At 67.3% G+C, this 21,781-nt stretch carries 18 protein-coding genes; 7 read left to right on the top strand and 11 right to left on the bottom strand.

Annotated features, from left to right (window positions below; all coding sequences use genetic code 11):
- Window positions 1-3: 3 nt before the first annotated feature.
- Window positions 4-312, top strand: coding sequence for a helix-turn-helix domain-containing protein (locus CSW64_RS13675; RefSeq protein WP_099622634.1), 309 nt, complete (start codon window positions 4-6; stop codon window positions 310-312).
- Window positions 309-1,568 carry a type II toxin-antitoxin system HipA family toxin gene (locus CSW64_RS13680; protein ID WP_099622635.1) on the top strand — a complete coding sequence of 420 codons (1,260 nt, stop codon included), beginning with the start codon at window positions 309-311 and terminating at the stop codon, window positions 1,566-1,568. The genes CSW64_RS13675 and CSW64_RS13680 overlap by 4 nt, the downstream gene beginning before the upstream one ends.
- A gap of 220 nt (window positions 1,569-1,788) precedes the next feature.
- On the opposite strand, the gene CSW64_RS13685 is transcribed toward CSW64_RS13680, so the two are convergent.
- The 6 genes from CSW64_RS13685 to CSW64_RS13710 form a co-directional block, all read right to left on the bottom strand.
- Window positions 1,789-7,002 carry an AAA family ATPase gene (locus CSW64_RS13685; RefSeq protein ID WP_150131414.1) on the bottom strand — a complete coding sequence of 1,738 codons (5,214 nt, stop codon included), beginning with the start codon at window positions 7,000-7,002 and terminating at the stop codon, window positions 1,789-1,791.
- A 294-nt stretch (window positions 7,003-7,296) separates the two neighbouring features.
- Complete coding sequence (gene guaA / locus CSW64_RS13690) at window positions 7,297-8,853, bottom strand: glutamine-hydrolyzing GMP synthase (protein ID WP_099622637.1); 1,557 nt, start codon at window positions 8,851-8,853, stop codon at window positions 7,297-7,299.
- Entirely contained in the window at window positions 8,850-10,124 is a 1,275-nt protein-coding gene (locus tag CSW64_RS13695; RefSeq protein ID WP_099622638.1) for an RsmB/NOP family class I SAM-dependent RNA methyltransferase, read from the bottom strand. The genes guaA and CSW64_RS13695 overlap by 4 nt, the downstream gene beginning before the upstream one ends.
- 16 nt (window positions 10,125-10,140) lie before the next feature.
- Window positions 10,141-10,536 carry an MAPEG family protein gene (locus CSW64_RS13700; protein WP_099622639.1) on the bottom strand — a complete coding sequence of 132 codons (396 nt, stop codon included), beginning with the start codon at window positions 10,534-10,536 and terminating at the stop codon, window positions 10,141-10,143.
- A gap of 74 nt (window positions 10,537-10,610) precedes the next feature.
- Entirely contained in the window at window positions 10,611-12,074 is a 1,464-nt protein-coding gene (gene guaB / locus CSW64_RS13705) for an IMP dehydrogenase (RefSeq protein ID WP_099622640.1), read from the bottom strand.
- Window positions 12,075-12,139: 65 nt separating this feature from the next.
- Entirely contained in the window at window positions 12,140-12,955 is an 816-nt protein-coding gene (locus CSW64_RS13710; protein ID WP_099622641.1) for an arylamine N-acetyltransferase family protein, read from the bottom strand.
- 114 nt (window positions 12,956-13,069) lie between these two features.
- Here CSW64_RS13710 and CSW64_RS13715 point away from each other — a divergent pair, with 114 nt between their 5' ends.
- Both CSW64_RS13715 and CSW64_RS13720 read left to right on the top strand, forming a co-directional pair.
- Window positions 13,070-13,663, top strand: a complete 594-nt coding sequence (locus CSW64_RS13715) for a GNAT family N-acetyltransferase (RefSeq protein WP_099622642.1) — start codon at window positions 13,070-13,072, stop codon at window positions 13,661-13,663.
- A gap of 81 nt (window positions 13,664-13,744) precedes the next feature.
- Complete coding sequence (locus CSW64_RS13720) at window positions 13,745-14,344, top strand: NAD(P)H-dependent oxidoreductase (protein ID WP_099622643.1); 600 nt, start codon at window positions 13,745-13,747, stop codon at window positions 14,342-14,344.
- On the opposite strand, the gene CSW64_RS13725 is transcribed toward CSW64_RS13720, so the two are convergent.
- Genes CSW64_RS13725 through CSW64_RS13735 form a run of 3 tightly spaced genes read right to left on the bottom strand, consistent with a single transcriptional unit; the run spans window position 14,341 to window position 16,806 of the window.
- The gene (locus CSW64_RS13725) at window positions 14,341-14,985 is read right to left on the bottom strand and encodes a tetratricopeptide repeat protein (protein WP_099622644.1); all 645 of its coding nucleotides are present in this window, start codon (window positions 14,983-14,985) and stop codon (window positions 14,341-14,343) included. The genes CSW64_RS13720 and CSW64_RS13725 overlap by 4 nt on opposite strands.
- A gap of 4 nt (window positions 14,986-14,989) precedes the next feature.
- Window positions 14,990-15,697 (bottom strand): RlmE family RNA methyltransferase, encoded by a 708-nt coding sequence (locus tag CSW64_RS13730; protein WP_099622645.1) that lies wholly within the window; start codon window positions 15,695-15,697, stop codon window positions 14,990-14,992.
- Window positions 15,694-16,806 carry a Ppx/GppA phosphatase family protein gene (locus tag CSW64_RS13735; protein ID WP_099622646.1) on the bottom strand — a complete coding sequence of 371 codons (1,113 nt, stop codon included), beginning with the start codon at window positions 16,804-16,806 and terminating at the stop codon, window positions 15,694-15,696. Before CSW64_RS13735 ends, CSW64_RS13730 begins: the two co-directional genes overlap by 4 nt.
- 161 nt (window positions 16,807-16,967) lie before the next feature.
- On the opposite strand from CSW64_RS13735, the gene hspQ reads away from it, so the two are divergent.
- Window positions 16,968-17,297, top strand: coding sequence for a heat shock protein HspQ (gene hspQ, locus CSW64_RS13740; RefSeq protein WP_099622647.1), 330 nt, complete (start codon window positions 16,968-16,970; stop codon window positions 17,295-17,297).
- A 126-nt stretch (window positions 17,298-17,423) separates the two neighbouring features.
- A complete protein-coding gene (phhA, locus tag CSW64_RS13745) occupies window positions 17,424-18,290 on the top strand; it encodes a phenylalanine 4-monooxygenase (protein WP_099622648.1) in 867 nt (288 codons plus the stop codon).
- On the opposite strand, the gene CSW64_RS13750 is transcribed toward phhA, so the two are convergent.
- Window positions 18,244-19,458, bottom strand: a complete 1,215-nt coding sequence (locus CSW64_RS13750; protein ID WP_099622649.1) for an acyltransferase family protein — start codon at window positions 19,456-19,458, stop codon at window positions 18,244-18,246. The genes phhA and CSW64_RS13750 overlap by 47 nt on opposite strands.
- A 108-nt stretch (window positions 19,459-19,566) precedes the next feature.
- On the opposite strand from CSW64_RS13750, the gene CSW64_RS13755 reads away from it, so the two are divergent.
- Window positions 19,567-20,385, top strand: coding sequence for a LytTR family DNA-binding domain-containing protein (locus CSW64_RS13755; RefSeq protein ID WP_245863700.1), 819 nt, complete (start codon window positions 19,567-19,569; stop codon window positions 20,383-20,385).
- A 4-nt stretch (window positions 20,386-20,389) separates the two neighbouring features.
- Here the strand turns inward: CSW64_RS13755 and CSW64_RS13760 are convergent, their stop codons facing one another.
- On the bottom strand, window positions 20,390-21,727 hold the full coding sequence (locus CSW64_RS13760; protein WP_099622651.1) for an N-succinylarginine dihydrolase: 1,338 nt from the start codon (window positions 21,725-21,727) through the stop codon (window positions 20,390-20,392).
- Window positions 21,728-21,781 lie beyond the last annotated feature (54 nt).

A 21,781-nucleotide genomic window follows, 5' to 3' on the forward strand; every position in this document is an offset into this window, starting at 1 on the left:
CCCATGCTGTTGACCACGAATGAAATCCTGTCGGATCTCGGGCGCGCCGTTCGGCTGCGCCGAATAGCTCAGGGACTGACCCAGGAGGAGGCCTCCAGCCGGGCCGGCCTCGGCTTGCGGACCTGGCGTCGGCTCGAAAGCGATGGTCACGCCACGCTTGAGACCCTGGTCAACGCGGCCGTGGTTCTCCGCTGCGAACAGACCCTGACGGCCCTCTTCCCCCTGCCCGCGGCGAACAGTCTGGATGACCTCCTCAAACGCCAGGCCGAAGCCGCTCCCCAACGCCGCCGCGCGCCGAGGACATCTCGATGAGATTGCCCCGTGGAACCCCGCTGTCCGTCGGCCTGATGCTCGAGGACGCCGCCCCCGCCCTGCCCACGGCCCGCCTCGCCATGGACGCCAGCATCGCTCAGTTGGAATGGTCGCCGGAGATCATTGCGCGCGGCCTGCGTCTTGCGGCTCTGGACACTTACCCCCCGGAGCGAGGCCTTCAAGCCGCCCGCGGCCGGACGTTCGACGGCTTGCATGGCTTCCTGACCGACAGCCTTCCGGATGGCTGGGGCTATCTTGTCATGCGCCGCCGCCTGGCCAAGCTCGGGGTAGACATCGCGTCCCTGACTCCGCTCGAACGGTTGGCGCTGGTCGGGGAACAGGGGCGCGGCGCCCTGGTCTTCGCGCCCGCCACCGCTCCGGACGATCCGGTGGAAACTCTGGACCTGGACGCCCTGTCCGACGCCGCCACAACCCTGCTGGCCGGAGAGGCTGACGGTCTCGCCGACACTCTCGCCGGGCTTGCCGGCGGGTCCGGCGGGGCGCGCCCGAAAGTCCACGTCGGCTTCGACGCGCAAGGAGCGATCTCGGTCGGGACCGGGGAAAGCCCTCCGGGGTTCGCCCCCTGGATCGTCAAATTCCGCGCGCCCGAGGATCCTGAGGACATCGGGCCGATCGAGGGCGCCTATGCGGACATGGCCCGGGCGGCGGGCCTGACCCTGAGTTCTCATCGCCTGCTGCCTGCGCGAAACGGCCCCGCCTATTTCGCGACGCGCCGGTTCGATCGCCCCGATGGGGGCGGCCGGAGGCATATGGTTTCCCTGGCGGGCGCCCTGGAGGCGCCGGCGGACCGGCCCTCCGCCAGCTACGACACCTTCTTACGCGCGACCCGCGCCATCACGCGCCAGGCTGACGATGTCGCGGAGGCGTTTCGTCGGATGTTGTTCAACATCCTGGCCTCGAACCGGGACGACCACACCCGACAGCATGCGTACCTCATGGACCCCGCCGGCGACTGGCGACTGTCTCCCGCCTACGACCTGACCTATGCCCCGGGTCCCGGCGGCGAACACTATATGGATATCGAAGGCGAAGGCCGTCGCCCGACCCGGGTTCATGTCGAAACCCTGGGCGAAAGGCACGGATTTGATAGGCGCCGCATCGCGCTGATGATCGACGAGACCCGCGCGGCGATCGAAACCTGGCCGCGACTGGCGGCCGCCGTCGACGTCAGCCGGACCTCCTCCGAACTGATCGGAAAGGCGCACGATCGAGTCTGGGCGGAGTTCAAGGCCTGAGGCGGCCTGAAGATCCCGCCTTCAGCACCGCCGATGTCGGCTCAGCGCCAAGAGCGGACATTCGTTTGGGCCCCATATGCAGACATCTACAATAGCGGCTGCGGGCCCAATTAATGCCAAGCTCGACCTCAGGTAGGCGTTGGCGCCAAAAGCTAGCGTATGAGCCTCTCGTCGAACTGGACGTTGCCGCTGGGCGGCAGCGCGAACGAAAGTAAGGTCTCTAGGCTCGCCTAAGTTCTTCCTGTAGAAGAAATCCTGCGCCACGTACGCCGTTGTCCACCAAGATGTCAGACATAAGTGAGATGATCCCACGATGGGCGATGGTCAATCTCCCCGTCTTCCTTTCCAGCAGTGCCTTCAGTAGCTCAACTGTTTCATCACCGTTGGCTGCCCAGAATGTCTTGTCCAGCTTCTTCGCGTTCGCGATCCCAAGCAGCCAGTCGAGACCAGGGTCGGGTAGCAGGTCGAACCCGCCAGCCTTCAGGAAGCGCGTCACCGCGATGTACAAGGTGGAGTTCAACCCGAAGCGGGGCACGGCCTTTTCGATGATCGGCAGGAACTGAGGCAGCTTGGCCCAGCCTTCCTGTACGCCGCAGACCAGCGGCCGGAAGTCCCCATGCACACAGAACAGAGTCGCGGTGGCGCAGGTCGTGAAGTGCCTGTCCAGGTAGCGCCCGTCGCCGTAGCGGCCCTCCCTGTGGTCGAGCACCCAGTCCGTCGCTACGGTCCAGATCGCAAGCTTATCCGGTGTTATCGACGCTGGCGGCAGCAACGCGTGGATCATGAAGGACGAGATGAATCCTTGCATGCCGAGCAGCGCCGTCTTGTCGTCGGCAGCGAAGATCGGATCGAGGATGGCGTCCTGTACCTCGGCCGCCGATAGGTGCGCACCCATGCGGCCCGTCCAGTTGAAGAGCCGATAGATCCACTCGTAAGGCGCGTTCCCTGCGTCTCGGCGCGATTTGGCGAATGGCGGCATCGCCTTCTGGTTCGTGAAAGCGACTAGCTGGCCGATGAGGCGAACGAACTGACGTCGCCGTTCAGAGTTTTCAAGGATGATTGCGACCTGGGCCGGAAAGATCGCCTTTTCGGCGATGTTCCAGTGGAACGTCAGCTCATTGCGCAGATAGCGGGAGCGTTCATCGTCGCCTTCCGGGGCTACATCCTCGCGTTCGATCCAGGGCAAGGGAATGTCCGGCAGCATGGGCGCGGTGCCGCTGTCGAGCGCCGCTTCGGCGGCATCCAGAAGGGCGAGACAATGTGCAGCCTCCGCCTCATCCCAAGCGGCTGAGTGATAGTCGGGGGCCGCACCGGCTTGATAGATGCAGCGCGTGACGAGGAGCTGGAACAGCACCCAATAGAAATCCGGGTAGTCGGACGCATACTGTTTCGCTGAAACCGCGACGGTCTTCACGATCTCTTCGAGCGGATCGACAGCGAAATTCAGGAGCGCACCCTGACATTCACGCGGGCGGTGATGCCTGCCGAGGAGCGCGGCAAACCCGTGCACCGTGAACGTCAGGGGATGCATGCTCAGGATCGAGCCGCGATAGGCGACCGCGTCCAGCGCTGGCGGCGTCGTCGCGGCACGTTCCAGGACCGAGAAACACCAATCCGCGGCTTCAGCGGTCCAGTCATCGCCATCGGCGAACCTGGCAACCGTGAAGGCGGCGCCCGCTATCGCCGCCTTGCGCTGTGTTCCCACGAAATCCGAAACACCGGCCGACGTTTCAAACAGCTCGTCCAGATCGAGCGCTTTGGCTTCCGTCATGGCAGCGGCGATGGTGAAGCGGCTATCGAGTGCGCCAGCCTCAAGGCTGGTATTGCTCCAGAGCGCCAGCGCCAGGCAGCGGTTCAGGAGCGCGTGCTCGTCAAGCAGGCGCAGCCGTTCCGGTGTGTTGGCCGACGGCGGATCGTTCCAGATCTTGATGTTGCCATCGCCCGCCGGCTCCGCCCGCCAGTATTGCGGGTCGGCCTGTTCCGCGAACCAGCTCATGCGTTCGCGGAGGTCCTCGATGTGCTCCTTGTCCTGCTTCTCTTCCTTGTAGGTGAGAGGCAGCTTTTTCACGAACGAGCGAATGCCTTTGATGTAACGGGCACGCCCGGCTTTCTCGTGCCAGAAGACATAGTAGGGGACGAGATCGCGTATCGACTGCCGGCGGTGCGGCTTTTGGTTCAGCCTCCGGACGCCCATCATGAGATGACGGTGGGACACCCAGTCGGCCAGTTCATTGGCCGGCATGCCGCCCTGGTCTTCCGACGCCCGCGCCATGTCCCATTTCCAGACATGAGTGCTGGTGACGAGGGGCAAGGCGCTTGCGACCGCGTTGAGCGGGTGCGCAAGCGCCAGGCTGGTTGCGAGGCCGAGTGCGGCGACGGATTCATTACCCTCGACGACCTTGCGGAACGTCGCGGCAAAATCATCGCCGGCATCGAGGCGTTCCAGCGCCCACTGCTCTAGCGCCATCATACCTGACTGGACGAGGTGGTTTCCCCAAAGACCCCGGAACCAAAGATAGGCCTGGTCATCTCCCCAGAATGTCTGCTTGCCCCACTGGAACTGGAGCGTAAGGGGGAGCGGCGTGAGCGGCACGTGAAAACGTCGGCCGCGCGCCTCGGCCCAGCGCCAAACGGCGATCGAATGGTTGCAGAGACCATGGATCAACCGAAGTCCTTCGGCCTCGTGTTGGCGAAGCAAGATCAGGAAGGGCGGTTGCAGCGGTGAGGCGGGATAGAAAGCGCTGTGTTCCGACATGCCGAGATCGTCGGTAAGCGAGTCGGAATACATGCCCCATTCGTCGTCGTGATCCTGCGGATGTTCCAGGAACGCCGTCAGAATGTAGTCGACGACGGCGGCCGGCACGAAGCGGGCGGGCGTCCCGCTGTTTTTGACGATATCGCGTCGGAATAGGTGTCCGCGCTTCGAGGCGGCCGTGGTTGCCAGGTAGTCCGCAACCAGCTCGGGAACATCGCCTGCCGACGCCAGCAGGAGTGCGCGCAGCGACGATTCCAGTTTGTCGGCTTCGTCATAATCCAGCTTCAGGCCGAACGGCTTGCGGTGATCCTCGAACTGGTCGGGATGCCGCGCCTCTTCGAACTCGATCAGCCAGCCACGGGCGATCTCGCCGATCCGCTGGCAATGCCGGACATTCTGACCGCCATAGGTCGACTGCCAGGTCGAAAAAACCGGTAGCAGGTCTGCGATCAGGGCGGGCGGTGGATCACCGATGTGCGGCAGATACCAGTCGAGGAATCTGACCCAGGTCATCGCCTTGGGAAGCGCGCCGTACTGGGCGAATTTCACCCGTTCGTCGGGATCAAGATCGGGGGTCTGGCTTTCGTCGAGGAAAACCGGATTGGGAACCACCTCCAGCGTCCGCAGAGCGGTCAGCAGCTTCTTCAGCCGGTCATGATCGTCCGTCTCCAGGTAGGCGGCAAGTTTGCCGAGGATTTCCGTGGTCCGGGTGGAGCGCAGGCATGAAGTCAGAACCGTGCGTTGCCAGATCGGACGGAGCGCCGGTTGGCTGACGTCCTCATAGACGGCTTGCCATTCCCGCTCGGTAGGGTGTGTCTCAAGCAGGAACGAGCCCAGCAATTGCACTGGGCGGATGAGGTTCTGCGGCTCCCCGGTTCGCGTCAGGAAGGCGCTGATGCTGTCCGGCTCACCGATGAGCAACTCGGTGAGCGCCCATTCCTCATAGATGTCGTGCGAGAACGCCACCGTGTGACCGAGCTGGACATCGCGGATCGTCCCGGCTGATTTCAGGTCGCTCAGCGGCTCCGGTGCCAGATCGCGAATCGAGATCGCCGTATCTGGCTTGGCCACAAGCCGTTCCGCGAGGGCCAGGAGCACGTTGCGCCGTTGCTGGGCGGGCGTGAAATCCGCCCGTTCAGCGCCGCCCAGTTCCCACCAGAGCTTGAGCAACTCGACTTCTGTGGCGGGAAGTGACGACGTGCCGTCGCGGCCTGCCAGGGACAGAACGGATTCAAAGAAGAAGGGTCGCCGCAGAATCACGTCGGCGTTGCCGGATTCGAGCAGCAGCGGCTTGAGACGGGGGAAGCTTGCGGCAACCACGCCAAGTTCGTCCCTGCCGAGCGGAGGCACGGAAACGGACCTGACCGGTAGGCGCTTGATGGCGTCCGGATTCAGCCAGGTAGCGATGTGTTCGAGATTCTGTTCGCGCACCGTGGCCAGGATCTTCCAGTGCGCAAGCGCGGCGTCGGTCGCGATAGCAATGACGAGATCATTGATGGTGAGCTGGACGGCGGGGTCGCTGATCTTGTCGATGCCGTCGATGAAAAGAATGGGATCGGCTGTACCGCCCAATTCAATCAGAAGCGCGGTGAGGTTCGCTGTGACACCGAGATGGGTCGCCTGAGCCGCCCAGCCGCGGGGTATGATCCGGTTGTCCCGAAGGACGAAGATGGGGCCGGCGCGGGCGGCTTCCTCGGCCACCTCCTTCAGAAGGGCGGATTTGCCCGTACCGGGTTCACCCTCGATCTGAATGAAGCGCCCGCCTTCCAGGGCGTTCTTGAGCTTCTGGTAGGAAGCCTCGCGGTGCAGGCGCAGCCCGTGAATATCGGCCTTGATGGTGGCGAGGGCCCGCTTCGACTCCTGGTCGATGGCGGCTAAGTCCTGCCGGAACCGCCCCGGTACACCGGTCGGCAGATTTTCAGACCGGAAGCGATCGAGCAGCGTGGCGCGCGTGGCGCCACCGCCGACCGGTATGAGAGAACCGGCGTTCGTGACGAGATACGTCCACAGGTCGGCTGCCCGATCCTTGTCCGCATCGGCGAGATAGCCGCGTAGACGGTCCCGGGTTGCTTCGAGGTCCCGCGATCCGTCCTCGGCGGCGAAATCGAAATGGATGATCTCGAAGCAGCGCAGAAAGCGCCACAGGGTGTCGTCATCCACCTCGCCACCGCTGTGGCTGGCGAGGATGGCGCGGACCGACTCGACGAACGCCTGCTTGTCCTTGTGCGAGAAATCTTTCTGGGTGGTGCGAAGGACGAAGTTCGGGCCGTCCGGACTATGGACCGCCCAGTTCAGGACCGCCCGGTAGTGCTTGTCGGCGCGCGCGCTGTAGGTGCTGATGGCGACGCCCAGGCGGTCGCGTAAGTCATCGAAGGTACCGCTGAACGTTTCCCAGCCCTGCTTGAGGACTGAAACCCACTCTTCATCGTTCTCTGTGAAAGTGAGCTCGCTTTTTATCTGAAGGTGTAATTTGCTCCTGCTACCATCGGCGAGTTGACCTGATACGACCACGTCATCTAGCGGATCGCCGAAGGCGGCGCGCTGTGTCAGGATCTCTGCAACAAACAGTCCTGGCACGCCGCGCGCGGGAGCTTCGGCGAACGCAGCCGCAAGGTATGAAGCGACTATTCTCGCCTCAAAATGAGTGCCGCCACCACCGGTGGAATAGGGACTTGCCATCAGTTCTGTGTGTCCAACTGCAAGTCGAAGTTAGCTTGGAGGGGCGGGACAAACCAAGAACTTCTTTTTAGAACGATGCCCACATTCGAAATCGCGTCGCTCTGAAAGCGGACTTCAGCGACGTCGCCTTCGAGTCAGAAGCGAACCTTAAGCACGCACGGAAGATCGAGCCTCTCGACCTCCCGCTACCACCGTAAGCCTACCGCATCGCACTGCCCGACCCTGCCTGCTAAAGTCGCCCCATCATCAACGAAATCCCCTCGCCAGAGGTCGCTCCCGCACGCCCACTACCCCTCACTCCCACTCGATCGTCCCGGGCGGCTTGCTGGTCACGTCGTAGACGACGCGGTTCACGCCGCGGACCTCGTTGATGATGCGGGTGGCGGTCTTGCCCAGGACGTCCCAGGGGAACTCGAAGAAGTCGGCGGTCATGCCGTCGGTGGAGGTCACCGCGCGCAGGGCCAGGACGTTCTCGTAGGTGCGGGCGTCGCCCATCACGCCGACGGTCTTGACCGGCAACAGCACGGCGAAGGCCTGCCAGATCTTGTCATAGAGCCCCGCCTTGCGGATCTCCTCGAGATAGATGGCGTCGGCGTCCTGGAGCACCTGGACCTTCTCGCGGGTGATCTCGCCGGGGATGCGGATGGCCAGGCCCGGCCCGGGGAACGGGTGGCGGCCGACGAAGTCGGCGTGCAGGCCCAGCTCCTGGCCGAGGACGCGAACCTCGTCCTTAAACAGCTCCCGCAGCGGCTCAACCAGCTTCAGCTTCATGTAGTCCGGCAGACCGCCGACGTTGTGGTGGCTCTTGATCACGGCGCTGGGACCGCCCTTGGCCGAGACGCTCTCGATCACGTCCGGGTACAGCGTGCCCTGGGCGAGGAACTCGGCGCCCTCGATCTTCGAGGACTCTTCGTCGAACACGTCGATGAACAGCTTGCCGATGGTCTTGCGCTTGGTCTCGGGGTCGCTGACCCCCTCCAGCGCGCCCAGGAACAGGTCCGAGGCGTCCACATGGATCAGCGGGATGTTGTAGTGGTTCTTGAACAGGCTCACGACCTGCTCGCTCTCGCCCTTCCGCATCAGGCCGGTGTCGACGTAGACGCAGGTCAGCTGATCGCCGATGGCCTCGTGGATCAGCACGGCCGCCACCGAGCTGTCGACGCCGCCGCTGAGGCCGCAGATCACCTTGCCCTTGCCGACCTGGGCGCGGATGCGGGCGATCGCCTCGGTCTTGAAAGCCGCCATGGTCCAGTCGCCGTCGAGGCCGGCGATGCCGTGGGTGAAGTTGCGCAGCAGCTGGGCGCCGCGCGGAGTGTGCGCCACCTCGGGGTGGAACTGCACGCCGTAGATCCTGCGCGCCTCGTCGGCGATGGCGGCGAAGGGGGCGCCGGCCGAGGTGGCGATGACCTCGAAGCCCGCCGGGATGGCGGTGACGCGGTCGCCGTGGCTCATCCAGACGGTCTCGCGATGATCGACCGCGCCGATGCCGGCGAACAGCGGACTGTCCTTGGTGATCACGATCTCGGCGCGGCCGAACTCGCGATGATGGCCGCTCTCGACCTTGCCGCCCAGCACCGCGCAGATGGTCTGCTCGCCGTAGCAGATGCCCAGCACCGGCACGCCGGCGTCGAACAGAGCCGGATCGGCCGAGGGGCTCTCTTCCTCGGTCGTGCTGGCCGGGCCGCCCGACAGGATGATGGCCGCCGGCTTCAGGGCCGCCAGGGCCTCGCCGGCCTTGTCGTAGGGATGGATCTCGCAATAGACGCCGCTCTCGCGCACCCGGCGGGCGATGAGCTGGGTCACCTGGCTGCCGAAGTCGACGATCAGGACGGGCTGGTGGGCGGCGGTCATGCGGTCCTTTCCAGGATGGCGGCGAAGAAGCCGTCGGTGGCGGCGGTGCGGGGCGTGAGCCGCAGGTAGCCCTGCGACGTGACTCGATGGAGGACCGGCTCCAGCGTCACCGGGCGGGCGGCGAACTGCGGATGACGGTCGAGGAAGGCGGCGACCCGGTCCTCGTTCTCCTCGGCGAAGATCGAGCAGGTCACATAGATCAGGCGGCCGCCGGTCTTCACATAGGGCGCGGCCTGGTCGAGGACGGCGTCCTGCTCGGCCTGGCGGCGCTGGAACTGGTCGGGGGTCAGCCGCCACTTGGCGTCGGGATGGCGTCGCCAGGTCCCTGCCCCGGTGCAGGGGGCGTCGACGAAGACGACGTCCATCTTCCCCTCCAACCCTTTCAACGGCTCGGCCTCGACGGGGGAGCGGACCTGCAGATTGCGGACGCCGGCGCGGGTCGCGCGCGGGATCACGTCAGCCATGCGGCGAGCGTCGCTGTCGTGGGCGTAGAGTTGGCCGGTGGCGCCCATGGCCGCGGCGAGAGCGAGGGTCTTGCCGCCGCCGCCGGAGCAGAAGTCGAGCACCTGCCTGCCCTTCACCTCCCCAGCCACGGCGGCGGCGAGCTGACTGCCCAGATCCTGGACCTCGAACCAGCCCTTCCCGAAGGCCGGGATGGTCTCCACCGCGCCGGTGCGCTCGGTCGCGGCGGGCGCGGGAATGCGGAAGGCGTCGGGCAGCAGGCCGGCCGGCTCGGCGCGCAGCGGAGCCAGAGCCTTGGCGGCGCGCTCGGGATCGGTCTTCAGACGATTGGCGCGCAGGTCGACCGGGGCGCGTTCGGAAAGGGCGGCGCCTTCCCCGGCCCGGTCGTCGCCGAACACCCGCGCCAGCGCGGCCTCGGCCCAGTCGGGATAGTCGCCGGCGACGGCGGCCGGCGCGTCGTCCAGCGGGCGCGGCGCGGTCAGGGCCGCGATCTCGGCCTCGGTCAGCGCACCAATGCCGTGCGGCGCTTCGCCCGCGGCTTCGGCGATCCGCTCCAGCGGCCAGCCCCAGCCGAAACGCAGGACGCCCAGGGCAGTCGCCCGCGGCGTGTCGGCGCCCATGCGCCAGCCCAGCGAGCGGCGCTTGCGCAGGACGTCGAGCACCAGGCCGGAGACGAAGGCCCGGTCCTTGGACCCCGCGTAGCGCGCGGAGTCGCCCCAGGCCTTCAGCGCGAGGCGGGCAGGCTTGTGGCGCGCCTCGATGTCCTCGAGGACCTCGATGGCCGCCGCTAGCCGTCCGCCGTCACGCAATCGATCACTCCGTCAATCAGACCAGGATGGCCCAGGCCACCATGGCCAAGCCCGCGATGCTCACCAGCCAGGCCAGCGAGCGGATGTTTCTCACGCCGAAGGCGTAGAGCGGAACATAGGCGACGCGCCCCGCCAGGTAGATCGCCGTTCCCCAGTGGGTCAGCACGCCGTTGCGGTCCGCCACATGAGCGATCAGCACGGCGGCGATGAACAGCGGCAGGGTCTCGAAGAGGTTGTCCTGGGCCCGCTTCAGGCGCCCGGCCTGCGCCGACAGCGGCGGCAGGTCGGTCTCGTCGCGGGGCCCGGTGTTCCACTTGAGGCCGTACTGGCCCGTGCGGGCGAAATCGAAGAGAAGAATCTGCACGAAGGCCAGGACCAGGGTCCAGGCCAGGATCTTGAGTTCCCACGTCATATTTCGCCCCCTAGGCTTCTGAATTTATTGGCTAAGCACTCTCGTAGTTCGTCACAATCGTTGGTCCCGAACGCCTAGACGGCGCTCGGGTAGTTCGGCGCCTCGCGCGTGATCATCACGTCGTGGACGTGGCTCTCGCGCAGGCCGGCGCCGGTGATGCGGATGAACTTCGCCCGCCTCTGGAACTCGACGATGTCGGGCGCGCCGACATAGCCCATGGCCGCGCGCAGACCGCCCACCAGCTGATGGATCACCGGCGCGATCGGTCCCTTGAACGGGGTCTGGCCCTCGATGCCCTCGGGCACGAGCTTCAGGCTGTCCGTCACCTCCTTCTGGAAGTAGCGGTCGGCCGAACCGCGGGCCATGGCGCCCAGCGAGCCCATGCCGCGATAGGCTTTGTAGGACCGCCCCTGGTACAGGAAGACCTCGCCGGGGCTCTCCTCGGTGCCGGCGAACATCGAACCCATCATGGCCACGCCGGCGCCGGCGGCGATCGCCTTGGCCAGATCGCCCGAGTATTTGATGCCGCCGTCGGCGATCACCGGGACATCGCTGTCGCGGGCCGCGCGAGCGGCTTCCGCGATGGCGGTCAGCTGGGGCACGCCCACGCCGGCGACGATGCGGGTGGTGCAGATCGAGCCCGGACCGATGCCGACCTTCACGGCGTCGGCGCCGGCGTCGATCAGCGAACGGGCGCCGTCGTAGGTGGCGACGTTGCCGGCCACGATCTGGACCCGGTTGGTCTCGCGCTTCAGTCGGGCGACGGCGTCGGCGACCTGTTTCGAGTGGCCGTGGGCGGTGTCGATCATGACCACGTCGACGCCGGCCTCGACCAGGGCCATCGAGCGCTCGAAGCCCGCGTCGCCGACCGTCGAGGCGCCCCCGACCCGCAGGCGGCCCTTCTCGTCCTTGGCGGCGAAGGGATGCTGCTGGGCCTTGTCGATGTCCTTCACGGTAATCAGTCCGACCGCGCGGCCCAGGTCGTCGACGACGATCAGCCGCTCGATCTTGTGGGTTCGCAGCAGGCCGACAGCCTCGACGGGATCGACGCCCTCGCGGACGGTGATCAGGTTCTCGCGGGTCATCAGGCCCGAGGCCTTCAGCGCGCCGTCGGTCTCGAAGCGCATGTCGCGGTTGGTCAGGATGCCGACCAGCTTGCCGCTGCCGGGCTCGACCACGGGGAAGCCGGAGATTTTCCGCCGCGCGGTGATCTCGCGGATCTCGTCGAGGGTGGTGTCGGGGTGAATGGTCAGCGGATTGATGACCATGCCGCTTTCGTACCGCTTCACCTCGCGGACCTGATCGGCCTGCTCGTCGACTGTGAGATTTCGGTGCAGGACGCCCAGTCCGCCGGCCTGGGCCATGGCGATCGCCAGGCGGCTTTCGGTGACGGTGTCCATGGCCGCGGACACGAGCGGGATGTTCAGACTGATTTCACGCGTCAACCGGGTCTCGGTTGAAACCTGGGTCGGCATCACTTCGGACGGACCCGGTTCGAGCAAAACGTCGTCGAAGGTAAGCCCTTCGCGAATCTCCATTGGAGTCTCCATTTTGCGGCGCGGGTATCGGGGTAAACCCGTGCCGAGTCAATCCGCCTTGAGGGTCAAAACAGCCGCGACAGCCGCTCGCGCAGCATCGGACCTGCCGGCAGCGCGATGTGGAAGACCTCTTCCAGCGCCTGCTCGACCTCCTGCGGACCGCCCAGCGTCCGGCGCTCCGTCGGCCCGCCGAGATGATGGACGGCGAGCTCCAGTCCTCGCAGCGCGTGACGCCGATCGGCGTTCACGCGGGCGGCGAGCAGACTGTGGGTGAAGTGCGACGCCGGATGGGTGGCCGTGTAGTAGTTGCCCACGACGTAGTCGATCGGATGGGCCCGGGTCAGATCGAAGCGATATGTGGCCCGCCACTCGTCCTTCACCCTCGCCTCCTGTCGCCAGGACAGCGCGTCCTCGCGCAGGAGCCTGAAGGTCTCGTGCGGCGTTTCCTGCTCGACGTCCGGGGTCAGTTCCAGCACGCCCGTCAGGGTCATGCCGCCCAGGCCGACGTCGACCAGCAGGTCGCGGCCGTCCAGGTTCACGCGGATGATCATGTGAGTGCGGGCGTTCACCGCGCCGACCGGCAGGTTCCAGATCACCCGCGCCAGCAGGCCCTCGGCCTCGAAACCGAGCGCCCTCAGCACGGCGAGCAGCAGTCCGTTCTGCTCGAAGCAGTAGCCGCCCCGGCCGCCGCGGACCAGCTTCGCCTCCAAGGCCGGGACATCCAGATCCACGGGCAACCCAAGGAAAGGATTGAGATTCTCGAACGGGATGACGACCGGATGGCGGGCCACGATCGCCTTGAGCAGCTCCGGCGTGGGCGCGCGCGGACCGGCGTAGCCGATGCGGGCGAAATAGGCGTCCAGGTTGGGCTCGACCGTCATGGTTCGCAGGTAGGACGGGGGATGCGTTTCGCCAAGTGACGACCGTCGCGGAACGCCGGTATAGCTGACCGCCGACAAACGCGGAACGAGGCGCGGAACGAGGGGAGAGACACCATGCCGGATCATGCCGTGAGCATCGCCGAACCCTTGGAGGGGCCCGTCGAGCGCCATCCTGTGATCGACACCCTCACCCTCGCCTTCAGCACGGATCCGGCGGTCCGCTACCTGTTCCCGACGGCGAAGACGTTTCTCGCCAACTTCCCGCGCCTGGCGACGGCGATGGCGGGCAGCGCGATCGCCGCCGGCACGGCCTGGTCGGCCGACGACGGCGCGGCGGCGCTCTGGCTTGCCCCCGGCGAAAAGCCCGACGGAGACGCGCTGGGCGCCCTGGTCATGGAGACCGTCGCGCCGGAACGACTGGCGGTGCTGCTCGAGCTCGGCGAGCTCATGGAACAGCATCACCCGGACGAGCCGCACTGGTATCTGTCGATGGTCGGCGTCGACCCTTCCCGTCAAGGTCAGGGCCTTGGCGGCGCGTTGCTGAAGGCGGGCCTCCGCCGCGCCGACGCCGAGGGCCTGCCGGCCTATCTGGAAAGCTCCTCGCCCCGCAATGTGCCGCTCTACGAGCGGCATGGCTTCGAGGTGACCGGCCTGATCAAACCCGGCGACCATCCGGGGCTGATCCCGATGTATCGACCCGCGCGCTGATCCGGGGGCGGGGCGAATTTCTCGCCTGGAGCGAGGAACGGACGGCCGCGTCCGGACGCTATCGGACCGGATGGAGTTTCCATGAAGCTTCTCGCCGTCTGCGCGCACCCCTCCCCCGACAGCCTACACGGCGCCATCCGCCGGACGGTGCTCGAAAGGCTCGCTGACTCCGGTCATCGGATCACGACCATCGACCTGTATGAGGAGGCCTTCGATCCGGTCCTGCCGATCGAGGAATGGGCGCTGCACAGCCAGGGCGAGGGACTGGTCGATCCTGTCGCGGATCAGGTCGCGCGCCTCCGCGCGGCGGAGGGGTTGATCTTCATCTATCCGACCTGGTGGTACGGCATGCCCGCGATGCTGAAGGGCTGGCTGGACCGCGTCTGGCAGCCGGGCGTGGCCTTTACGATGGACGAGACCGGCGCCCTGCGCCGGCACCGCCTGACCAACGTACGGCGGTTCGCGGCGATCACGACGCACGGCTCCCCGGCCTGGTTCATCAAGCTCTACATGGGCGATCCCGGCCGACGGCAGGTGATGCGGGGCCTGACGCCCTGCCTGGCCGGCGGCTGCCGCACCAGCTGGCACGCCTGCCACGACGTGGACCGCCGGCCACGGGCGGCGCTCCGCGCCTGGACCGACCGCACGGCGGGACGGCTCGAACAGTTCTTCCGCGCCTAGCTGAGACCAAGGAGAAGCCAGCGGCGCCAGAGCCGCGGCTCGGCGATCGCACGGATGCGGCGAACCAGCGCGCGATCGTCGGCGGCGAGCGCGACCTTGCGACCGCGCAGCAGGGACGCCGCCTCCAGGGCGGTTCGGGCCTGGTCTCGCCCGTCTTCGGCTCGCCCTTCGGCGCGGGCGATCAGAGCCGCCGCGGCCGCCGCGCGCAGCCGGATCAGCGGCTGGTCCAGCTTGGCGCCGAACTCGCGCAGGATTTGGTGCGCCAAGCGAAATCGCGATCGGTCGCCCCGTTCGGCGATGGCCAGCACGCAGGACAGCCACGCCTGGGTCTGCACGCCCGGATAGGACCGCATGCGCTTGACGGCCAGGGCGTAGGACTCGACCGCGTTTTCGTAGTCGCCCAGCGCCATCAGGCAGTCGCCGCGCTGACCCAGGGTGGCCGCCGTCTCGAAGTGATCGGGCCAGTCGCCCAGGGCGCGATCGAGCAGCCGCAAGGCCTCGGCGGGACGGCTCTCGCCCAGCTCCAGCGCCTGCAGCCTCAGGTACTGGGCGCGGGCGTCGGTCGGCGCCTTGGCCAACCGGTCCTCGAAATCGCGCTGATCGTCGGCCTCCCAGCTACGCTTCCGGAACCAGTCGGCCACGCGATCACCGCCCCTTGAACCCTGTCGCCACCAGGAAGACCTCTGAGCTGTCCTGGCGACTGGCCTTGGGCTTGATGTTCTGGACCTTGGCGAAATGCTGCTTCAGCTCGGCGATGACCGCCGCCGTCTCGCCGCCCTGGAAAGCCTTGGCGACGAAGGCCCCGCCCGGTTTCAGCACCTGGATCGCGAAGTCGGCCGCCATCTCGATCAGGCCGACGATCCGCAGGTGGTCGGTCTCGCGGTGGCCAACCGTGTTCGGCGCCATGTCCGACAACACCAGGTCAGGCTCGCCGCCCAGCCTCTCGATCAGCAGCGGCCCGGCCGCGGGATCGGTGAAGTCCATCTGGATCAGGTCCGCCGGCGGCAGCGGCTCGACCGGCAGCAGATCGATGCCGACCACCTTTCCCGCGCCGCGCTGCTGGGCGATCTGCACCCAGCCGCCCGGCGCACAACCCAGGTCGACGATCTTCGAGCCGCGTCTGATGAGCTTCAGCCGGTCGTCGATCTCCGACAGCTTGAAGGCCGCGCGGCTGCGGTAGCCGAGCGCCCGCGCCTCGGCGGCGAAGGGATCGTTGATCTGACGTTCCAGCCAGGCCTGCTGGCTGGAGGTGCGCCCCTTGGCGGTCTTGAGCCGCGCGGGTTTGCTGCGGCCGCTGTCGAGCCCTCCGGTCGGAGGTTTCACCATGCGGCGGCGGGGAGGTTGGTCGGTCATGCCGCCTCTCCTGCCAGACGCGGCGCCGCACTGCGACGTTTTCTGCGTCGACGTGGCTGCTGATCGCTCATCAGGCTGAGCAGGAGACCCTCCCGGAGACCGCGGTCCGCCACCCGAACGCGGGCGCAGGGCCAGAGTTCCTGAACCGCCTGCAGGATCGCCGCGCCGGCCAGCACCAGATCTGCGCGGTCAGGGCCGATGCAGGGTTGCGCCGCCCGCTCCTGGGGCGTCCAGGCCAGCAGTCGACCGGTGGTCGTCTCGCATTCGTCGCGGGTCATCCACAGTCCGTCGACCCGGCTGCGATCGTATCGCGGCAGATCCAGATGCAGGCCCGCCAGGCTGGTGATCGCCCCGGACGTGCCCACCAGATGCGCCCGTCCCTCCTCGAACACCTGGCGCAGCGGCTCGGCGTGCGGGAAGGCGGCGATCCGCTCCTTGACGGCGTCGACCATGCGCCGGAACCAGTCCTGAACCGCTCCAGCGTCCTCCGGAAACCGCTCCGCCAGAGTGACGACGCCGATCGGCACCGACAGCCAGGCCTTGATCGGCAGCCGCCAGTGGGCGAACTGCCGCGGGCGCGCATCCAGGCCCCGCCCCTTGAGATCGACCCACGACAGCTCCGTCGAGCCGCCGCCCACGTCGATGACCAGCGCCGCCTCCGCCTCGCGATCGAGCAGGTTCAGACAGCCGGCGACCGACAGCTGGGCCTCCTCCTTGGGGGCGATGATCTGCAGCTTGAGGCCCGTCTCGGCCTGAACCCGGGCGATGAATTCCGGCCCGTTGACGGCCTGGCGGCAGGCCTGGGTGGCGACGGCCTTGATCCGCACGCACCGGCGGCGGCGAATCTTCTCGGCGCAGACCGACAGGGCGGCCAGGGCGCGCTCCATCGCCTCGTCGGACATACGCCCGCTCTGGCTGAGTCCCTCCCCCAGGCGCACGATCCGGGAATAGGCCTCCACGACCCTGAAGCCATGCGATGCGGGCGAGGCCACCAGCAGGCGGCAGTTGTTCGTCCCCAGATCCAGGGCCGCGTAGGTGGGGGGCGGCCCGCTGGACGGCCCTCGGCGGCCCTTGCGTGGGCCGCGCTGCGCGCTCGGCGCCTCCGACATGCTCAAAGCCTTGTCTGCGCAGGCGTCACGGAACGCGACGCCTCATTTCGCCGATGACTGTAGCGAGGCGTTTCGCGTGACGGAAGGCATTGACTTGCCTAACGTCGACTACCTCATACGTTCATGTTCCAGTCAGACGATTGCGCTAGATTCTGAGCATTATGAACCCGAGAACCGCAAAATTCTCGATCGGCCAAGTGGTCCGGCACCGGATCTATCCGTTCCGCGGCGTCATCTTCGACGTCGACCCCGTATTCGCGAACACCGAGGAATGGTGGCTCTCGATTCCGGAAGACGTACGGCCGCGAAAGGACCAGCCCTTCTATCACCTGCTGGCCGAGAACGACGACAACACTTACGTCGCCTACGTTTCGGAGCAGAATCTGCTCCCAGACGACACCGGCCTGCCGGTCGGCCATCCGCACGCCGCGCTGATCTTCGACGGCTTCCAGGACGGCCACTACAACATGCGTCCGCGCATCGCGCACTGAGCCGCCGGCGGCGCCGGAGAGGCGTTCCATCACCAGGCTCGCCGAACGCAATTTTGTTTCAAAAGAAACCAGTTTGCCGGGCGCCTTAGAACGGAAATGCCTGCGAAACGCGCGCATCGTCTTCTCATGAGCGCAGACGGCTTCAGCAGCGGCCCGCCCCCGGGAGCGGCGGCGGATTGGACGATCGACCAGGGGTGGGACGCCTACACCGCGGACGAGCACGCCGTATGGGACCTGCTCTATGAACGTCAGGCCGCGATGCTGCCCGGCCGGGCCTGTGACGCGTTCCTGCACGGGCTGGACGCGCTGAACCTGCACCGCGGCGGCATCCCCGAGTTCCGCAGGATCAACGAAGATCTGCAGAAGCTCACCGGTTGGAGCGTCGTCGCCGTGCCGGGCCTGGTGCCCGACGAGGTCTTCTTCGAGCATCTGGCCAATCGGCGGTTCCCGGCGGGACAATTCATCCGCCGCCGCGACCAGCTGGACTATCTGCAGGAACCGGACATCTTCCACGATGTCTTCGGTCATGTGCCGATGCTGACGGACCCGGTTTTCGCCGACTACATGCAGGCCTACGGCCAAGGCGGCATGCGCGCCCTGGGCTTGGGCCGCCTGCACAACCTCGCCCGCCTCTACTGGTACACGGTCGAGTTCGGCCTGCTGGAGACTCCGGCGGGCCTGCGCATCTACGGCGCCGGCATCGTTTCCTCGCGCACCGAGTCGATCTTCGCCCTCGACGATCCCTCGCCCAATCGGCTGGGGTTCGACCTGGAGCGGACCATGCGCACCCCCTACCGCATCGACGACTTCCAGCAGGTCTACTTCGTGATTCCCTCGCTGCAGGCGCTGCTCGACGCGACGCTGGAGGACTTCGGCGCGCTCTACGCCCGATTGGACGGCGCCAGCGACATCCCGATCGATCGGGTCGAGCCGACCGACCGGGTGTTCACGCAGGGGACGCAGGCCTACGCCGCCGCCAAGCTGCGCGGATAGCCGCGCCGTCGGCGGCGAGCTTCAGCCCGAACAACGGTCTCAGCACAGCGACCCGCCGAACGATCTCGTAGGTCGCGAAACAGGCTGCGAAGGTCAACGCGATCACGAGCGCGCCTTCCAGAGCCTGGTTCAGCCCCAACTTCGACAGGTGATAGGCGGCGACCACGATCACCGTTTGGTGGACGATGTAGAACGGGAACACCGCCAGGGTCAGGTAGGTCAGCGCCGGCCCCCCGCGGGTCAGATGCCGGGCGCCGAAGCCCAGCACGGCCAGGATCGCGCACCATTGGTCGGTCGCATAGACCACGCGCATCGTCTGGCGGAGCGCCTCCGGCGGCGCTGCGCCGTCGCGATAGATCCAGGCGTAGGTCGCCCAGGCCGCCCAGGCGCCGACCGCCAGGGCCAGAGCCGGCCAGCGCAGGCGGATCGTCGCCGCCCGGAACGTCTCCGACTTGGCCACCAGGAAACCCAGCAGGAAGGCCGCGAAGCTCATGGCGTGGTTGTACCAATCGCCCCCGAAGGCGTGGGTGATCTCGAAGCGCGGCATGAGCACGATCCGGCAGAAGGCTAGCCAGACGATCGGCAGCAGGAGCAGCCGCCAGCCGCTCAGCGTTCGACCCAGCCAGTCTCCGAGCACGACCAGCGGCTTCCGCGCGACCCACAGCAGGACCGCCAGCACCAGGGTGTAGAAGATCAGGTAGGCGACGAACCACATGTGGTTCCAGGTCGGGGTGATCAGGCAGTCGTCGCCCTGGCACCAGTTCCCCGACGCCGTGACGTAGGCTGGCCAGAAGTCGACGTAGCCGCCGGCATAGCCGAGTTGCTCGACCACCTCGTAGTAGCTCTGCGGCGGCACGATAACGAACATCGCGAACACCAGCGGCGGCAGCAGCCGCCACAGGCGCTGCCCGGCCAGCGCGCCCGCGCTCAGCTTGTCGGCCATGAATCGCGTCGCCGCGCCGGACACCAGGAACAGCAGGGTCAGCCGCCAGGGATTGGTCAGCTGCATCACCGGCTCCAGCCATTCGATCGGATGTGGGCTCTTCACGTGCCAGTCCCAAGGCACGTAGAACATGCCGACGTGGTAGAGGATCAGCAGGAAGAAGGCTCCGACGCGGATCCAATCCAGGTCGTTGCGGCGGTCGGAAACAGGGGTGGCGTCGGTCATGCGAAGGCCCGTCAGCGATGAGATACGGCGGGCATCGCCCGAGGCCGCGACGCCGCGCCAGCAACAAGCCGCGCTCGGCGGCCGGGGCGGGATGAACGGACGGACCGCGTGACGAACGGCGAGATTTCAGGGACGGACGGAGACCTCCGCACGGTCACGCGACGGGCGGTGGCGATCTACACGGCGGTCCTGGCGGTGGTCGCCATCATCAACACCATGAGCCTGATCCATGAAGGCGCGGGCGAGCGCTGGTGGGAACCCTGGGTCTGGGAGTGGAGCAGCGCCCTTGTCGTGGTCTCGATCCTGTGGCTGCCCTGGCTGACCTGGCGGGCTGCGCCGATCGAGGCTTGGCGACGGCCGAGAACCTGGCTGATTCACCTCGGGGGCGTGCTGGCCTGGTCTGGCCTGCACGTGGCCGGCTTCCTGGTCCTGCGCCACGCGGCCTACGCCCTGGCCGGGGTGCGCTACGACTACGGCGACCTGCGGGTCCAGGTCCCCTACGAACTGGGCAAGGACCTGTTCAGCTACGCCGTCGCCGTGGCGACGTTCCACATCGCCGACCGCTACGCGATGCGGCGGGAGATCGTGACGACGGCCGGCCTGCCCGTCACCTTCGACATCCGCGACGGCGCCCGCCTGATCCGCGTTCCGGTCGCCGACATCCTGGCCGTCGCCTCGGCCGGCAACTATGTCGAGTTCCACCTGGCGGACGGCCGCAAGCCGCTGATGCGCGTCTCTCTGGCCTCGGTCGAGGGGCAACTGGCGGACAAAGGCTTCGTCCGGGTCCACCGTTCCTGGCTGGTCAACGCCGCGCGGGTGACGGGTCTGAGGCCGGAGGGCTCGGGCGACTGGACGGTGGAGCTGGGCGCGCTGGAAGCCCCGCTGTCGCGGCGCTTCCCGGAGGCGCTGGCGAAGCTGAAAGGATGAGGCGCTAGGCCCTCTGGAACGGATAGAAATCCCCGCCCAGGTCCAGGATGTGGGTCAGCTCGTCCAGGGCGCGGCGGCTCTCGTCCAGCAGCGCCAGATCGGCCAGGTCGGCGGGCAGCAGGCGGTCGCGATAATGCGCCTCGGCCCAGGCCGCCAGCCGGCGGTGCAGGTCGGCGTCGAAGCGCTGCGCCGGATTTGTCGCCGCCAGTTCCTCGTCGGTCAGCACCACCCGCAGCCGCAGGCAGGCCGGGCCGCCGCCGTTGCGCATGCTCTGGCGGACGTCGACGTATTCGACCCGGCCGATCGGGCCGTTGGAGGCGATCGCCCGCTCCACAGCCCGTCGGGCGTCGACGGTCTCGAAGGTCTCCATTGGCGCGATCAAGGTCAGCCGATCATCGCCGGGCAGAGCCGCCAGCATCGAGTTGAACAGGTAGGACTTCACCGCCTCGCCCAGCGGCAGGTCGGCCTCGTCGACCTGGACGAACTGCGGCTCGAACCGTCCGGCGGCCGCGGCGCGGACCGCCGCCTTCATCGCGGCGCGATCCTCGAACGCCGCCTCGTGGAAGAACAGGCAGGTCTTGGCGCCGACGCAGACCACGTCGTTGTGGAACACGCCGCCCTCGATCGCCGAACGCGCCTGCTGGGTAAACACAGCCCCCCCCGCGCCATGCCGCCGAGCCACGGCCTCAAAGGCCTGTTTCGTCTGCCGCGCCGGGAAGCGGCCGGTCCAGGGCTCGTAGGCGTCCCGCCCCCAGACGAACAGGTTCACCCCGGCCTCGCCGTGATCGGCGCAGAGGCGGACATGGTTGGCGGCGCCTTCGTCAGCGAAATGCGGCTGAGCCGGCAGCGGCTCGTGGACGGCGAACCGCGTACGGTCCGGGAACAGGCGGCGCAGCGCGCGGGTCGTCTGACCGCCTTCCAGGCTGCGGTGCAGGTTGGTCAGCAGATTGGCCGGCGTGAAGTGGACGCGCCCGTCGGCGGCGTCGGCGCTGGGCGTCACCGTGGCCGCGTTGGCGGCCCACATCGGCGAGGCGCTGCAGGCGGTGTTGAGCAGTTCCGGGGCCTGTTTGGACGCCGCTTCCAGAACCCGGGCGTCCGCCCCCGAGAACCCAAGGCCACGCAGGAAGTCGACGGCGGGCCGCTCGTGCGGCGGCAGCACGAACTGCGGCAGCCCCAGATCGGCCAGCGTCCGCATCTTGGACAGCCCCTCCAGAACCGCTGCGCGCGGGTTGGAGGGGTCGCCCTTGTTGATCTCGCTGGCGAGGTTCCCGGGCGCGAGCCCGGCGAAACTGTGCGTCGGCCCGACCAGGCCATCACAGTTGGCTTCGACGGCGGTCACCATGTGGATCCTCCCCCCTGGGGGAGGTGGCTCGCCGAAGGCGAGACGGAGGGGGTC

It is taken from the genome of Caulobacter mirabilis (genome assembly GCF_002749615.1).
In the GTDB taxonomy this organism is placed as follows: Bacteria; Pseudomonadota; Alphaproteobacteria; order Caulobacterales; family Caulobacteraceae; genus Caulobacter; species Caulobacter mirabilis.